Source organism: Streptomyces sp. LS1784 (assembly GCF_020103755.1).
Taxonomy (GTDB): Bacteria; Actinomycetota; Actinomycetes; order Streptomycetales; family Streptomycetaceae; genus Kitasatospora.
This window is the reverse complement of the sequence record NZ_JAHSQD010000167.1, coordinates 1-14,855: the sequence shown is the minus strand read 5'-3', so window position 1 is coordinate 14,855 and position 14,855 is coordinate 1. Positions and strand designations below refer to the sequence as shown.

Sequence of the window (14,855 nt, the reverse complement as noted above, 5' to 3'; positions counted from 1 at the left end):
GGGGCTGGGCGGCCGAGTCCTACGAGCACCGGGAGGCGGTGACCTGCGTGGCCGCGCCGGTCGCGGGCAGCGGCGGGCGGACGGTCGCGGCCTGTGCGCTGAGCGCCCCGGCGAGCGAGGTGCCGCCGGCCGAACTGGCCCGGATGGTGCCGGAACTGCTCTGCACCGCCGAGGCGATCTCGCTCGCGTACGGCGGCTCGCCTACTCCTCGCTGGTGCGAGAACCGTTGCGGTGCCAGGCCCGCGGGGCACGCCAGCCGTACTTCAGCGCGAGCATCCGCAGCCCGAAGGCGGTGAGTGCGGCGGCGGTGCCGGTCACGCCGGTGAGCCGGTCGGCGGCGATCAGCAGCGCGACCACGGTGGCGCCGACCAGGGCCGGGACGGCGTAGATCTCCCGGTCCCAGCGCAGCAGCGAGGGGATCTCCCCGGCCAGCACGTCGCGGATCACGCCGCCGCCGGCCGCGGTCACCATGCCGAGCGCGATCGCCGCGACCGAGCCGAGCCCGAAGTCGTGCGCCTTGGCGGTGCCGGTGACGCAGAACAGCCCGAGCCCGAGCGCGTCCAGGGTCTGCACCGCCCGGTTGATCCGCTCGACCTCCGGGTGCAGGAAGAACACCACCAGCGCGGCGGCCAGCGGGGTCATGAAGTAGCCGAGGTTGGTGAACGCGGCGACCGGGGTCGCGCCGATCACCAGGTCGCGCATCACCCCGCCGCCCAGGGCGGTGACCTCCGCCAGCACACAGATTCCGAAGATGTCCATGTTCTTGCGGACGGCGAGCAGACCCCCGGAGAGGGCGAAGACGAATATGCCGACGAGGTCCAGCGACTGCTGCACGTCGGACGGGAAGAGCTGGGATGTCACCGTCCATGTGTACCCGATGTGCCCGGGTGCTCCGGCGAACGATCATGCTTCGGACACCAACGCCCCGTGGGAGACCGGGCGAACCCGCTCCCCGCAGCCGCCCGGGCCCGCACCGGGCGGAGCCGGCCGACGGCGCACGGACGACGAAGAGGCCGCCCGCCCCGGAACCCCGGGGTGGGCGGCCTCTGTCTCACGAGCGCCGACCGTCAGGAGCCGGCGGCGTCGGCCGGCACGTTCTGCTCGGGGCCGCGCTGGTCGTTCCCCTCGCCAAGCTCGGGGCCGTGCTGGTCGTTCCCCTCGCCAAGCTCGGGACTGTGCTAGTCGTTCCCCTCGCCAAGCTCGGGACTGTGCTAGTCGTTCCCCTCGCCAAGCTCGGGGAAGTGACAAGCCACCTGGTGCCCGGTCTTGAGCGCCACCAGCGGCGGCTCCTGGCTCGCGCACACGTCCTGCGCCTTCCAGCACCGGGTGCGGAAGCGGCAGCCGCTGGGCGGGTTGATCGGCGAGGGGACGTCGCCCTTGAGCAGGATGCGCTCGCGGCCCGCGCGCTGGCGGCGGCGCGGGTCGGGGACGGGCACCGCGGACATCAGCGCGTTGGTGTACGGGTGCATCGGGCTGCTGTAGAGCGAGTCCCGGTCGGCGATCTCCACGATCTTGCCGAGGTACATCACCGCGACCCGGTCCGAGACGTGCCGGACCACCGAGAGGTCGTGCGCGATGATCAGGTAGGTCAGTCCGAGCTCCTGCTGGAGGTCGTCCAGCAGGTTGACCACCTGCGCCTGGATCGAGACGTCCAGCGCGGAGACCGGCTCGTCCGCGACGATCATCTTCGGCTTCAGCGCGAGCGCCCGGGCGATGCCGATGCGCTGGCGCTGCCCGCCGGAGAACTCGTGCGGGTAGCGGTTGTAGTGCTCGGGGCTGAGCCCGCACAGTTCCAGCAGTTCCTGGACGGTCTTCTTGAGCCCGGCCTCCGGCACCGCGTTCTGGAGCCTGAACGGCGCGCCGACGATGGTGCCGACGGTGTGCCGGGGGTTCAGCGAGGAGTACGGGTCCTGGAAGATCATCTGGATGTCGCGGCGCAGCGGCCGCATCGCCCCGACGCCCAGGTGGGTGATGTCGGTGCCCTCGAACTCGATGGTCCCACCGGTCGGTTCGTCGAGCCGGGTGACCAGTCGGCCCATGGTCGACTTGCCGCAGCCGGACTCGCCCACGACGCCCAGCGTCTCGCCGGCGTTGACCGTGAAGTCGATGCCGTCCACGGCCCGCACCGCGCCGGTCTGGCGCCGCAGCAGCCCGCTGCGGATCGGGAAGTGCCGGGTCAGGCCGGTCACCTTCAGCAGCGGTTCGCGGTCGGAGGCGGGTGCCGGCGACGGGATCGGGGCCGCCTGAGTGTCCGTCATCGGTTCTCTCCAGAAAGGTGGTACGAGGCCGGGCTCACAGCCGGGGCGCGATCTCTTCGGCGAAGATGCGGTGCCGCTCGTCGGCCGACAGGTGGCAGGCCGCGAAGTGCCCGGGCGCGGCCTCGGCCAGCACCGGGAGCTCGCTCGTGGAGCGCCCGTCGGTCAGGGCGGCGTACGGGCAGCGCGGGTGGAAGGCGCAGCCCGTCGGCACGTTGATCAGGCTGGGCGGGGTGCCCTTGACCGGGACGAGCCGGTCCTGGAGCTCCCGGTCCAGTCGCGGCATCGAGCCCAACAGGCCCCAGGTGTAGGGGTGTTCGGGCGCGTCGAAGAGGGTCTCGGCCGGGCCGCGCTCGACGCACTTGCCGCCGTACATGACCAGGATGTCGTCGGCCAGCTCGGCGACCACCCCGAGGTCGTGGGTGATGATGATGACGGCGGAGCCGAACTCCTCCTGGAGGTCACGGATGAGGTCCAGGATCTGTGCCTGGACGGTGACGTCCAGGGCGGTGGTGGGCTCGTCGGCGATCAGCAGCGAGGGGTCGTTGACCAGCGCCATGGCGATCATGGCGCGCTGGCGCATGCCGCCGGAGAACTGGTGCGGGTAGTCGTCCACCCGGCGGTCGGGCTGCGGGATGCCGACCCGGTCGAGCATCTCGACCGCGCGGGCCCGGGCCTGCTTCTTGTTCGCCTCGGGGTGGTGCACCCGGTAGGCCTCGACGATCTGCTGCCCCACCGTGTAGTAGGGGTGCATCGCGGTCAGCGGGTCCTGGAAGATCATCGCCATGTCCCGGCCGCGCAGTTGGCGCACCCGGTCCGGGCCGGCCGCGATCAGGTCCTCGCCGTTCAGCCGGATCTCGCCGCTGATCCGGGCCCGCTTGGAGCGGTGCAGGCCCATGATGCCCAGCGAGGTGACGGACTTGCCGGAGCCGGACTCGCCGACGATGCCGAGGGTGCGTCCCTTGTGCAGGTCGAAGCTGACCCCGTCCACCGAGCGGACCAGGCCGTCGTCGGTGTCGAAGTGGATCCGCAGGTCGCGGACCGAGAGGAAGGGGTCGCCGGACGGGGTCTGCGCGGCGTCCGCCGGGGTCTTCTGGAGGTCGGTCACGAGAGCCTCACCCGGGGGTCGACGAGGGCGTACAGGAGGTCGACCACGAGGTTGCAGGCGACGATGAAGAAGGCGGCGAGCAGGGTGACGCCGAGGATCTTGGGCAGGTCGTTGTCGGAGATCGCCTGGACGGCGAACTGGCCGACGCCCTGGAGCGAGAAGACCTGCTCGGTGATCAGCGCGCCGCCGAGCAGCAGCCCGAGGTCCATGCCGAAGATCGTGACGATCGGGGTGAGCGCGGCGCGCAGCCCGTGCCGGGTGACGACCTTGCTCTCGACCAGGCCCTTGGCCCGGGCGGTGCGGATGTAGTCCTCGCTCATGGTCTCCAGCATTCCGGCGCGGGTGAGCCGGGCGTAGAGGGCGGAGTAGAGGAAGGCCAGCGAGATCCAGGGCAGGATCAGGTTGCGGGCCCACATCAGCGGGTCGTCGGTGAAGTCGACGTAGTGCAGGTTGTCCAGGATCGGCCACTCGTAGCTGAACAGCGTGAGCAGCAGCGCGCCGGTGAAGAAGACCGGCAGCGAGACGCCGGCGAGGGCGACGCCCATGGAGAGCCGGTCGAAGATCGACCGCGGCTTGAGGGCGGAGACGACGCCGGTGGCGACGCCGGAGACCAGCCAGAGCACGGCCGCGCCAGCGGCCAGCGACATGGTGACCGGGATCCGCTTGGACAGCTCGGGCCAGACCTCCAGGTGGTTCTTGAAGGAGTAGCCGAAGCAGGGGACGTGGCAGGTGGCCGGTTCCGGCCCGAACTTGTACTCGGCGCCGCTGACCAGCCCCTTGAGGAAGTTCCAGTACTGGGAGTACAGCGGCTGGTCGAGGCCGAGGTTCTGCTTGACCGCCGCGATCGCCTCGGGTGAGGGGTTCTTCCCGATGTACTGGGCGGCCAGTTGGTCGGCCGTCTCGCCGGCGAGTCGCGGGAGCAGGAAGAAGATCGCGAAGGTGACCGCGCTGACGACCAGCAGCAGAATCACCGCCGCGAAGATCCTGCGGATGATGTAGGCAAACACAGTTGGGCGGCTCCGGCGGCCCGCCGCCGTCCGGGGTCTTCCGGACGGCGGCGGGCGCCGCTGCCTTCACCTGCCTTCAGGGATGCGGAGCCAGGCTCTTACTTGGTGGAGCCGATGTTCAGGTAGTCGTACTCACCGGAGAACGCCGGGGTGGAGACCATGTTGGTGGCGTTGTCCGGGCGGTACAGGAAGACCTTGAAGTAGGTCAGCGGGACGATGACCGCCTGCTCCATGACCTTCTTGTCGATGTCGGCGTAGGTCTTCTCGCGGGCCGCCTTGTCCGGGTTGACGGCGGCGTCGTCGAGCAGCTTGTTGACCGCCGGGTCGTTCAGCTGGGAGAGGTTGCTGTTGCCGGAGGCCTTGATCGCCCGGCCGTCGACGATCTGCTGCAGGAAGCCGTAGCCGGTCGGCCAGTCCGCGCCCCACTGCATCATCATCAGACCGATGTTGTGGTCCTGGGTGAACTGCGGGGCACCGGCGCTGTCGGTCAGGTACTTGCCCTGCGGGTACTGCTGGATCTCGGCGTTGATGCCGACCTTCTTCAGCGCGGCCTGGATCGAGGTGGCGGCGGCGACCTCGGTGGCGCGCTCGGTGCGGGCGGAGAGCACGGTGTTGATGCTGTCCTTGCCACAGGCCTTCAGGGCGTCCTTGGCCTTGGCCTCGTCACCCTTGTTGTCCTTGGTCTCGAACAGGTTGAAGTCCTGGTGGCCCGGGATGTCCGGCGGGAGCACCGTGTTGGCGACCTGGCCGCGGATCGGGCCGCCCTCGGCGGTCTGCACCGAGACCTTGTCGATCGCGAACTGGACGGCCTTGCGGCACTCGATGTTGTCGAACGGAGCGACCTTGCTGTTGATCGCCAGGTAGACCAGGCGGCCGCCGTAGGCGTTGTCGGTGCTGGCCTTGAGCTTCGGGTTCTGCAGGATCTGCGCCTGGGTCTGCGGGTCGACGCCGCCGCCCACCAGGTCGACCTGGGCGTTGCCGGCCAGCAGGTCCTTGTCGATCGTGGCCTGGTCGATGTTCATCTTCAGCACGATCTTCTCCGGCAGCTGCTTCCGGATCGGGTCGGTGCTGGCGTCCCAGTTGGTGTTCGGCACCAGGACGGCCTGCTTGCCGTCCTCGTAGGACTCGAACTTGAAGGAGCCCGAGGACACGATGTGCTTCACGTAGTCGGCACCGGTGTCCTTGGCCTGCGGGACCGGCGCGGTCTGCGGGGCGCTGACCAGGTAGTCGAAGTCCGCGAACGGGTGCTTCAGGTGGAAGACGATCGTGGTGTCGTCCGGCGTCTCGATCGAGTTCAGGCCGCCGGCCTTGTCCTTGTACGGACCCTCGTACGGCGTCTCGTTGTCGACCAGCAGGTCGTGGAAGTAGGTCGGGCCGTTGGAGTTCACGTCCGGCGCGAAGTTGGAGCGCTCGACGGCGTACTTGACGTCCTTCGAGGTGATCGGGGTGCCGTCGTCGTACTTCAGGCCCTTGCGCAGCTTGTACGTCCAGGTGAGGCCGTCCGCGCTGGGCTGGCCCATCGACTCGGCGAGGTCCGGGACGAGCTTGTTGCCCTCCTCGCCGGCGGCCGGGTTGAAGGTGGTCAGCGGACGGCCGTACAGGCGCGAGAAGTTGTAGATGTACGCGTAGTACGTGTTGCCCGGGTCGAGCGAGTCCGGGGTGCCCTTCATCTCGAAGGTCACCGTCCCGCCCTTCTTGTCCGAGGCGTTGACGATGCCCTTGGTGGCCGCGTTGGCGCCGGAGCCGCCCCCGGCGGAACCGGAGGCCGAGGAGGAGGAGGAGTCACCGCTCTTCGACGAGCTGGTGCAACCGGTCACGACCAGGACCACGGCGGCGGCCGCCGCGGTCAGGGCGACGGTACGGGACCTACGCATGGGAGAGATCAACCCCTTGGGGATGTGGAGGCGGTGAGATGGTCCTGACGTGATGTCAGTCGAGCACGAACAGGTGATGACACCTGGTCAGTTGCTCTTGGGATCGAGGGCGTCGCGCAGCCCGTCGCCGAGCAGGTTGAAGGCGAGCACGGTGATGAAGATCGCCAGACCGGGGACCACCATGTACTGGGGGTCCACCTGGTAGTACCGGATCGCGTCCTGGAGCATCCCGCCCCAGGAGGCCTGCGGGGGCTGGATGCCGACGCCGAGGAAGCTCAGCCCGGCCTCGAAGAGGATGTTGGTCGGGATCAGCAGGGTCGAGTAGACCAGGATCGGACCGACCAGGTTGGGCAGCAGTTCCTTGAACAGGATGAACGGGCCGCGCGCCCCCAGGCTGCGGGCCGCGTGGACGAACTCCCGCTCGCGCAGCGAGAGCGTCTGGCCGCGCACGATCCGGCCCATGTAGGGCCAGTTGAAGAAGCCGATCACGAAGATCAGCACCAGCATGTGCAGCGGCAGGCCGTGCAGGCCGAACGCCCCGCCCTGGAGCGAGGTCGAGATCGCGATGGCGAAGAGCAGCAGCGGGAACGCGAGGAAGACGTCCATCACCCGGCTGATCACGGTGTCCACCCAGCCGCCGTAGTAGCCGGCCATGATGCCGAGCACGGTGCCGATGGTGTTGGACAGCAGGGTCGCGCCGAAGGCGACCAGCAGGGAGACCCAGGAACCCTCGATGACGCGGGTGAGCAGGTCACGGCCCTGGAGCGGGTCGACGCCGAGCGGGTGGTCCCAGCTCATGCCACCCCAGTCGCCGAACGGCAGACCGCCGAGGTCGGCGTCCAGCAGGTCCTGGTGGAGGGCGTCCGGGTCGAGCCCGAACAGCGACTCGATCGGCTTGGCCAGCACGGCGAGCAGGATCAGCAGGATCACCACGACGCCGCCGGCGACGGCGGCCTTGTCCCGCTTGAAGCGGGTCCAGGCGATCTGACCGAGGGAGCGGCCCTCGATCTTCTTGGCCGGGCTCGCGGCGGCGGGTGCCTCCGGTTCGTTCCCGGCGGTGGTCACGGATGCGGTCATGGTCAGTTGGTCCCCTCGCCGACGGTGGCCGGCCCACGGGTGCCGGTCGCCGGCTTCGGCGGTGCGGCTGCGGACGTGCGGAAGTGCTTAGGAGGAGCGGGTGTTGAGGCAGTGCGTCGTGCACAGGCACTGCCACCACGCGGGATGGGCGTCGCGCGGGCGGGCTGTCGGCGTGCGCGCTCACCTTTGTGGGGTTCCAGTACGCGCGGTGCGTTGCGCAGAACTCTCTGCCATCCGAACTGGCTTACGCCAGCCCTGACAACCGACAGATGCCCAACTGTGATCTGTGTGCATGCACCTCCCGGATCTTCGGCATATACCTCTTCACACGGCTGTAGCCGCCATGTCAAGATGACCGGGTCACACGTCCGGAAATTCGTCCGGAAAGCATCGAAGCCGACTTGACGGACAATCAAGTCGGCTTCGGAGAATGGGTTTTGGGAATCAGCGCCCGGGGTAGCCGGGCCATGGCCGCTGCGGTTGCTGCTGCCAGCCCTGCGCCGGCGGCTGGGTGCCGTACGCGTAGCCCGGCGTCGACTGCCCGGGGTACGGCGGCGGGGGCACCGGCGGGTACGGGCCGGTCGGCGGGCGGCCCGCCTCCCGGTCGAAGAACGGCCGCGCGTTGGCGCGCATCCACAGCGCCACCGGGTCGTACTCGTCCGACATCGCCACCGTGGACACCGCGAGCCCCTCCGGGGCCACCGCGATCGCGCGCTGCATCAGGGCCCGTACCGCCTCCACCACCGGCGGAGAACTCTCGTACAGGTCAAGGCCGATGGCCAGGTACGGCTCCCCCACCGCGGGCTGCACCCAGGCCCGGCGCAACGCCCGCACCGCCCGCAGCTCGCCGGCCTGCCGCTCCAGCAGCGCGAAGAACGGCTGGGCGTTCAGCTGCGGCTCGCTCAGCTTCAACGGCCCGGCCGGCAGCCGGTCCAGGCCCGCGGCGATCCGCCGCAGGTCCGCCCAGGGCACCCCGACGCCGCCGCCGGGCGCGTGCGGGTTGAGCCACAGGCCCCAGCGGGTGCGGTACAGCGAAGCCGCGATCTCCCGGCCGGAGATGACCTCGTGGGCCCGCGCCCAGCCGGAGGCGGTCAGCTGCTCGGACGAGGTGACGGCCGGCGCGTAGCCGTGGCCGCTGATCTCCATGTTCCCGTACTGGGCGTCCGGGCTGCCCGGCGTGCCGTGCCACAGCAGCATCCAGACCTGGCCGTCCGCCAGCGCGTGCAGCAGCCGCTCGTACGCGTCGTAGCGCTCCGGCGCGACGTCGCGCAGGGCGCGCTCCAACGCGCCGGGATCAGCTCCCGGGCGCCCGGCCGGTGCCTGGCCCCAGGGCCCCGGCACACCGCCCGCTCCCGTTCCCGCACTCATGCGCCCACCTCGCCGCGCCTCTTTCCCTCAACCCGCCGGCCCGTCGGCCGTCTGCACGCACCCTATGGCGCGGCACCGGCCACCGCCACGGCGACGTACCTTTGATACGAACCCCGCTCACACCCGCGTGTAGAAAGGCATGACCCGGGTGAGCAGCCACTCGACCACCGGGTCGTCGGCGAGGTCGAGCAGTACGAGGTGGACGCCCCCGGGCAGCGGCGCGGTTCCCAGCGCTCGCCCGAGTGCCTCGTTCACCGCGGCCGGATCGGCCGGTGCCGCAGGGTCCAACTGGACGCCCACGAACATCACGGTCGGCTCGCCCTCGACGCTGGCCAGCGCCCTGCGGGCGGTCAACACCCCGGGCAACGCCGACAGTTCGCTCCGGCAGGCGGCCAGGAAGTGCTCCGGGTCCTCGCCCGGCACCGGCTCGCGCAGCGCCACCCGCCCGCCGGTCGGCTCCGAAGCGTCGTCAGCGGCCTCCCAGCGGTCCTCGCGCGGACCGCGGCGCAGCTCGGCGACCCCCTGCGGCGGCACCGGGATGCCCACCGCCGCCTCCGGGTTCACCGCGATGCCCACGCCCAGCGGCAGTCCGCGGGCGAACTCCCAGACCGGCGCGATCGCGAAGGCCATCCCCGGCGCCTGCTGGAGGAACACCTCCTGCGAGGAGAACACCGGCACGTACGGGTCGCCGCCCAGCTCGATGGTCGGCAGGTCCAGCGACTGCCCCTGCGGGTCGGCCCCGGCCGGCAGCGGCACCCACACCTGGCTGCGGGCCAGCACCTCGATCACCCGCGGCGTCGCGCCCGGGTCGCCCAGGGCCGCGGTCAGCACCTGCTCCAGCTCGTTGGCCGGCCAGGAGCCGCCCGCCGGCGCCTCCTGCGGTCCGCCCCACCCCTGCTGCTGTTCCACCGGGTACCCCATGCGCCGCCGATTCCGCCCTCTGTCGTTCGGCCGCCCTCTGCTGTGCCGACGCGCAGCAGTCTAGAGGCGTGCGGGGGGTGAGGTCAGGGCTCGTGTTCGGGTACCGGGCGGTGTGACCGGGTCCCCCCTCCCCTCGCCGTCCCGGACGTGCCATGATGTGCCCGTCCGACGGCATGCGCCGCGGGCCCCCACAACTCCATACCGGCCGCTCGAACCCGCGCGGGAGAGCCCGGAGTGCCGCTCAGGCACAGCCGGCGCCGAAGGAGCAAGTCCTCCCCGGAATCTCTCAGGCACCCCTACCGCACGGGTTAGGCACATCTGGAAAGCGGCGCCCGGCCCTGTCGTGCGCCCACCCACGGTGCAAGCCGCCATGCTGTCCCCCAAGCTGGAAACAGCTGTGGGCAGGTCGGCGGTGAAGCTCTCAGGTTCGACGACAGATGGGGAGACCCACGCCGCCGCATGCCCGCGCGCAGGGTCGGTCCCCGAGCGGGTCCGGTCCCGGCGCGTGCACCCCTGAGTGCCCCGACCGAGGAGTTCCTGGCCATGTCGTCCCTCCGCCTGACCGCGCTCGACGCGCTGCACCGCGCCCTCGGCGCGACCATGACCGACTTCGCCGGCTGGGACATGCCGCTGCGCTACGGCAGTGAGCGCGAGGAGCACCTCGCCGTCCGCACCAAGGCCGGCCTGTTCGACCTCTCGCACATGGGCGAGATCACCGTCACCGGCCCGCAGGCCGGCGAGATGCTGGACCACGCGCTGGTCGGGTTCGTCTCCGCGCTGGGCGTGCTGCGCGCCCGCTACACCATGATCTGCGCCGAGGACGGCGGCATCCTGGACGACCTGATCGTCTACCGCCTGCGCGAGGACGCCTTCCTGGTCGTCGCCAACGCCTCCAACGCCCAGCTGGTCCTCGACGAGCTGATCGCCCGCGCCAAGGGCTTCGACGCCGTCGTCACCGACGACCGCGACACCTACGCGCTGATCGCCGTCCAGGGCCCGGAGGCCACCGGCATCCTGGCGAAGACCACCGACGCCGACCTGCCCGGCCTGAAGTACTACGCGATCCTCCCGGCCCAGGTGGCCGGCCGCGACGTGCTGCTCGCCCGCACCGGCTACACCGGCGAGGACGGCTTCGAGATCTTCTGCCACCCGGCCGACGCCGAGCCGGTCTGGCAGGCGCTGACCGCCGCCGGCGAGGGCCACGGCCTGGTCCCGTGCGGCCTGTCCTGCCGCGACACGCTGCGCCTGGAGGCGGGCATGCCGCTGTACGGGCACGAGCTGTCCACCGACCTCACCCCGTTCGACGCCGGCCTGGGCCGGGTCGTCCGCTTCGACAAGACCACCAACGAGGGCACCTTCGTCGGCCGCAAGGCGCTGGAGCAGGCCGCCGCCGCGGCCGAGACCAACCCGCCGAAGGTGCTGGTCGGCCTGGTCTCCGAGGGCAAGCGGGTGCCGCGCGCCGAGTACACCGTGGTCTCCACCGAGGGCGAGCCGATCGGCCGGATCACCTCCGGCGCGCCGTCCCCGACCCTGGGCAAGCCGATCGCGATCGCCTACGTCGACGCCGCCCACGCCGCCCCCGGCACCACCGTGGCGGTGGACGTGCGCGGCAAGCACGAGCCCGTCCAGGTCGTCGCGCTGCCGTTCTACAAGCGCGCCCGCTGAGGCCCTCCGGGCCTGTCTTCCCCCGTACCCGCACGTCGCAGCCGTCCGAGTGACGGCCCGCTTCGCCGTGCCCGCTTCCCATCCTGGAGAATGACGCCATGAGCAACCCCCAGCACCTGCAGTACACCAAGGAGCACGAGTGGCTGACCGCCGCCGAGGACGGTGTCTCCACGGTCGGCATCACCAAGCACGCCGCCGACGCCCTCGGTGACATCGTCTACGTGCAGCTGCCCGAGGTCGGCGACACCGTGACCGCCGGCGAGACCTGCGGCGAGCTGGAGTCCACCAAGTCGGTCAGCGACCTGTACTCCCCGGTGACCGGTGAGGTCACCGAGGTCAACCAGGACGTCCTGGACGACAACGCCCTGGTCAACAGCGCCCCGTTCGAGGGCGGCTGGCTGTTCAAGGTGCGCGTCGAGGCCACCGACGAGCTGCTCAGCGCCGACGAGTACGACAAGCTCACCCACTCGGCCTGAGCCCCGCGGGGGCGGCCGCAGCACCACGGCCGCCCCGCCCCTCCACGGCCCACCCGTCACCACCACCACCCTTCCAAGGGCGCGCTTCGCGCGGCACCCCCGCCTCTCCTCCCCGGGAAGACCACACCATGACGGTTCTGAACCAGTCCCTGCACGCCCTCGACCCGGAGATCGCCGCCGCGGTCGACGCCGAGCTGCACCGCCAGCAGACCACCCTGGAGATGATCGCCTCCGAGAACTTCGCCCCGGTGGCGGTCATGGAGGCCCAGGGCTCGGTGCTCACCAACAAGTACGCGGAGGGCTACCCCGGCCGCCGTTACTACGGCGGCTGCGAGCACGTCGACGTGGTCGAGCAGATCGCGATCGACCGGATCAAGGCCCTGTTCGGCGCCGAGCACGCCAACGTCCAGCCGCACTCCGGTGCGCAGGCCAACGCCGCCGCGATGTTCGCGCTGATCCAGCCGGGTGACACCATCCTGGGCCTGAGCCTGGCCCACGGTGGTCACCTGACCCACGGCATGAAGATCAACTTCTCCGGCAAGCTCTACAACGTGGCCGCGTACCACGTGGACGACAAGACCGGCCAGGTCGACATGGCCGAGGTCGAGCGCCTCGCCAAGGAGCACCAGCCGAAGCTGATCATCGCCGGCTGGTCGGCCTACCCGCGCCAGCTGGACTTCGCCGAGTTCCGCCGGATCGCCGACGAGGTCGGCGCCCTGCTCATGGTGGACATGGCGCACTTCGCCGGCCTGGTGGCCGCCGGTCTGCACCCGAACCCGGTGCCCTACGCGGACGTGGTCACCACCACCACCCACAAGACCCTGGGCGGCCCGCGCGGCGGCGTCATCCTGTCCAAGGCCGAGTACGCCAAGAAGATCAACTCCGCGGTCTTCCCCGGCCAGCAGGGCGGCCCGCTGGAGCACGTGATCGCCGGCAAGGCGGTCGCCTTCAAGATCGCGGCCTCGGAGGAGTTCAAGGAGCGCCAGCAGCGCACCCTGGAGGGCGCCCGCATCCTCGCCGAGCGCCTGCTCCAGGCCGACGTGGCCGAGGCCGGCGCCACCGTGCTCTCCGGCGGCACCGACGTCCACCTGGTCCTGGTCGACCTGCGCAACAGCCAGCTCGACGGCCAGCAGGCCGAGGACCGGCTGCACGAGGTCGGCATCACCGTCAACCGCAACGCCGTCCCGAACGACCCGCGCCCGCCGATGGTCACCTCCGGCCTGCGCATCGGCACCCCGGCCCTGGCCACCCGCGGCTTCCGGGCCGAGGACTTCCGCGAGGTCGCCGACGTCATCGCCGAGGCGCTCAAGCCCGCCTTCGACGAGACCGTCGCCGCCGCGCTGAAGGCCCGGGTCACCGCCCTGGCCGAGAAGTACCCGCTCTACCCGAACCTGGCCAACCAGGAGTAGTCCCGCTCGGTCGGGCTCATCGGATCAGGTGACCGGCCTCACCCCGCCGGCGCACCTGGGATCCCGGGGCACCGCGCACACTGGACAGTGCGTGCGGTGCCCCGTCCCGTGTCAGCCCTCCCTGCCAGCAAGTCCTTCCACGAGACCAGACAAGGACGTCCCCCGTGGCCATCAGCGTCTTCGACCTCTTCTCCATCGGCATCGGCCCGTCGAGCTCCCACACCGTGGGCCCGATGCGCGCCGCCCGGATGTTCGCCCGCCGACTGCGCTCCGAAGGCCTGCTGGACCGGGTGACGGGCGTGCGCGCCGAGCTGTACGGCTCGCTCGGCGCCACCGGCCACGGCCACGGCACCCCGAAGGCCGTCCTGCTGGGCCTGGAGAACCACTCTCCCCGCACCGTCGACGTCGACCAGGCCGACAAGGACGTCGAGCGGATCATCGCCGAGAAGCGGATCAGCCTGCTCGGCGAGCACACCATCGACTTCGACCCGGACAGCCAGCTGGTCCTGCACCGCCGCCGCTCGCTGCCCTACCACGCCAACGGCATGACCCTGTGGGCGTACGCGGCGGACGGCTCGGCCCTGCTGGAGAAGACCTACTACTCGGTCGGCGGCGGCTTCGTGGTGGACGAGGACGCGATCGGCGCGGACCGGGTCAAGCCCGACGACACCGCGCTGCGCTACCCCTTCCGCACCGGCGAGGAGCTGCTGCGGCTCACCCGGGAGACCGGGCTGTCCATCTCCGGCCTGATGCTGGAGAACGAGAAGGCCTGGCGCAGCGAGGAGGAGATCCGGACCGGCCTGCTGGAGATCTGGTCCGTGATGCAGGAGTGCGTGCGGGCCGGCATGACCCGCGAGGGCATCCTGCCGGGCGGTCTGAAGGTCCGCCGCCGGGCCGCCGCGGCGGCCCGGACGCTGCGCGCCGAGGGGATCGGCCCGGCCAACGCGATGGAGTGGGTGACCCTCTACGCGATGGCGGTCAACGAGGAGAACGCCTCCGGCCGCCGGGTGGTCACCGCGCCGACCAACGGCGCCGCCGGGATCATCCCGGCCGTCCTCCACTACTACCTGAACTTCATCCCGGGCGCCGACGAGGACGGCATCGTCCGCTTCCTGCTCGCGGCCGGCGCCATCGGCATGCTCTTCAAGGAGAACGCCTCCATCTCCGGCGCCGAGGTCGGCTGCCAGGGAGAGGTCGGCTCCGCCTGCTCGATGGCCGCGGGCGGCCTCGCCGAGGTCCTCGGCGGCACCCCCGAGCAGGTCGAGAACGCCGCCGAGATCGGCATCGAGCACAACCTCGGCCTCACCTGCGACCCGGTCGGCGGCCTGGTCCAGATCCCCTGCATCGAGCGCAACGGCATGGCCTCGGTCAAGGCCGTCACCGCGGCCCGGATGGCGCTGCGCGGCGACGGACGGCACCACGTCTCGCTGGACAAGGCGATCAAGACGATGAAGGAGACCGGGGCCGACATGAAGATCAAGTACAAGGAGACCTCGCGCGGCGGACTCGCCGTGAACGTCATCGAGTGCTGATCACGACGCGCTGAAGGCCCCCGGGCGGTCTCCCGCTCCGCCCGGGGGCCTTCGCGTCGCCCGGGATCACCCGGCCGCGCCCGCCTTCGCGGGTGCGTCGGCCGACGCCGGCTCCCCGGTTGCCCCCCGCTGCGGGCGGGCCAGGCAGGCGACCGCCGTGGCC

At 71.0% G+C, this 14,855-nt stretch carries 13 protein-coding genes and 1 riboswitch; of the genes, 5 read left to right on the top strand and 8 right to left on the bottom strand.

The window, feature by feature from the left end:
• Window positions 1–38: 38 nt before the first annotated feature.
• Window positions 39–296, top strand: coding sequence for an IclR family transcriptional regulator C-terminal domain-containing protein (locus KS423_RS20220; RefSeq protein ID WP_224280967.1), 258 nt, complete (start codon window positions 39–41; stop codon window positions 294–296).
• On the opposite strand, the gene KS423_RS20215 is transcribed toward KS423_RS20220, so the two are convergent.
• From KS423_RS20215 to KS423_RS20180, 8 genes are all read right to left on the bottom strand, one after another.
• Entirely contained in the window at window positions 202–861 is a 660-nt protein-coding gene (locus tag KS423_RS20215; RefSeq protein WP_224280966.1) for a trimeric intracellular cation channel family protein, read from the bottom strand. The two genes, KS423_RS20220 and KS423_RS20215, sit on opposite strands and share 95 nt — an antisense overlap.
• 350 nt (window positions 862–1,211) lie before the next feature.
• Window positions 1,212–2,258 carry an ABC transporter ATP-binding protein gene (locus KS423_RS20210; protein ID WP_224280965.1) on the bottom strand — a complete coding sequence of 349 codons (1,047 nt, stop codon included), beginning with the start codon at window positions 2,256–2,258 and terminating at the stop codon, window positions 1,212–1,214.
• 34 nt (window positions 2,259–2,292) lie between these two features.
• Window positions 2,293–3,363, bottom strand: coding sequence for an ABC transporter ATP-binding protein (locus KS423_RS20205; protein WP_224280964.1), 1,071 nt, complete (start codon window positions 3,361–3,363; stop codon window positions 2,293–2,295).
• Entirely contained in the window at window positions 3,360–4,370 is a 1,011-nt protein-coding gene (locus KS423_RS20200) for an ABC transporter permease (protein ID WP_224280963.1), read from the bottom strand. The genes KS423_RS20205 and KS423_RS20200 overlap by 4 nt, the downstream gene beginning before the upstream one ends.
• 98 nt (window positions 4,371–4,468) lie before the next feature.
• Window positions 4,469–6,244 carry an ABC transporter substrate-binding protein gene (locus KS423_RS20195; RefSeq protein ID WP_224280962.1) on the bottom strand — a complete coding sequence of 592 codons (1,776 nt, stop codon included), beginning with the start codon at window positions 6,242–6,244 and terminating at the stop codon, window positions 4,469–4,471.
• Between the two features lie 87 nt (window positions 6,245–6,331).
• Entirely contained in the window at window positions 6,332–7,321 is a 990-nt protein-coding gene (locus KS423_RS20190) for an ABC transporter permease (protein WP_224280961.1), read from the bottom strand.
• Between the two features lie 444 nt (window positions 7,322–7,765).
• Window positions 7,766–8,689, bottom strand: a complete 924-nt coding sequence (locus KS423_RS20185) for an enhanced serine sensitivity protein SseB C-terminal domain-containing protein (RefSeq protein WP_224280960.1) — start codon at window positions 8,687–8,689, stop codon at window positions 7,766–7,768.
• Window positions 8,690–8,806: 117 nt separating this feature from the next.
• Window positions 8,807–9,610: an enhanced serine sensitivity protein SseB C-terminal domain-containing protein gene (locus KS423_RS20180; protein ID WP_224280959.1), complete on the bottom strand. Its 804-nt coding sequence runs from the start codon at window positions 9,608–9,610 to the stop codon at window positions 8,807–8,809.
• Window positions 9,611–9,820: 210 nt separating this feature from the next.
• Window positions 9,821–9,922: riboswitch (glycine riboswitch) on the top strand.
• Window positions 9,923–10,153: 231 nt separating this feature from the next.
• Between KS423_RS20180 and gcvT the strand changes: the two genes are divergently transcribed.
• The 4 genes from gcvT (at window position 10,154) to KS423_RS20160 (ending at window position 14,692) form a co-directional block, all read left to right on the top strand.
• Window positions 10,154–11,275 carry a glycine cleavage system aminomethyltransferase GcvT gene (gcvT, locus tag KS423_RS20175; protein ID WP_224280958.1) on the top strand — a complete coding sequence of 374 codons (1,122 nt, stop codon included), beginning with the start codon at window positions 10,154–10,156 and terminating at the stop codon, window positions 11,273–11,275.
• Between the two features lie 98 nt (window positions 11,276–11,373).
• On the top strand, window positions 11,374–11,751 hold the full coding sequence (gcvH, locus tag KS423_RS20170) for a glycine cleavage system protein GcvH (RefSeq protein WP_224280957.1): 378 nt from the start codon (window positions 11,374–11,376) through the stop codon (window positions 11,749–11,751).
• A 128-nt stretch (window positions 11,752–11,879) separates the two neighbouring features.
• A complete protein-coding gene (glyA, locus tag KS423_RS20165) occupies window positions 11,880–13,160 on the top strand; it encodes a serine hydroxymethyltransferase (protein ID WP_224280956.1) in 1,281 nt (426 codons plus the stop codon).
• Window positions 13,161–13,324: 164 nt separating this feature from the next.
• Complete coding sequence (locus KS423_RS20160; protein ID WP_224280955.1) at window positions 13,325–14,692, top strand: L-serine ammonia-lyase; 1,368 nt, start codon at window positions 13,325–13,327, stop codon at window positions 14,690–14,692.
• The last annotated feature ends 163 nt before the right edge of the window (window positions 14,693–14,855 follow it).

Coding starts and splice junctions, on each gene's coding strand:
- KS423_RS20210 (WP_224280965.1), bottom strand. CDS start 2,258: ATGACGGACACTCAGGCGGCCCCGATCCCGTCGCCGGCACCCGCCTCC.
- KS423_RS20195 (WP_224280962.1), bottom strand. CDS start 6,244: ATGCGTAGGTCCCGTACCGTCGCCCTGACCGCGGCGGCCGCCGCCGTG.
- KS423_RS20190 (WP_224280961.1), bottom strand. CDS start 7,321: ATGACCGCATCCGTGACCACCGCCGGGAACGAACCGGAGGCACCCGCC.
- KS423_RS20185 (WP_224280960.1), bottom strand. CDS start 8,689: ATGAGTGCGGGAACGGGAGCGGGCGGTGTGCCGGGGCCCTGGGGCCAG.
- KS423_RS20180 (WP_224280959.1), bottom strand. CDS start 9,610: ATGGGGTACCCGGTGGAACAGCAGCAGGGGTGGGGCGGACCGCAGGAG.
- gcvT (WP_224280958.1), top strand. CDS start 10,154: ATGTCGTCCCTCCGCCTGACCGCGCTCGACGCGCTGCACCGCGCCCTC.
- gcvH (WP_224280957.1), top strand. CDS start 11,374: ATGAGCAACCCCCAGCACCTGCAGTACACCAAGGAGCACGAGTGGCTG.
- glyA (WP_224280956.1), top strand. CDS start 11,880: ATGACGGTTCTGAACCAGTCCCTGCACGCCCTCGACCCGGAGATCGCC.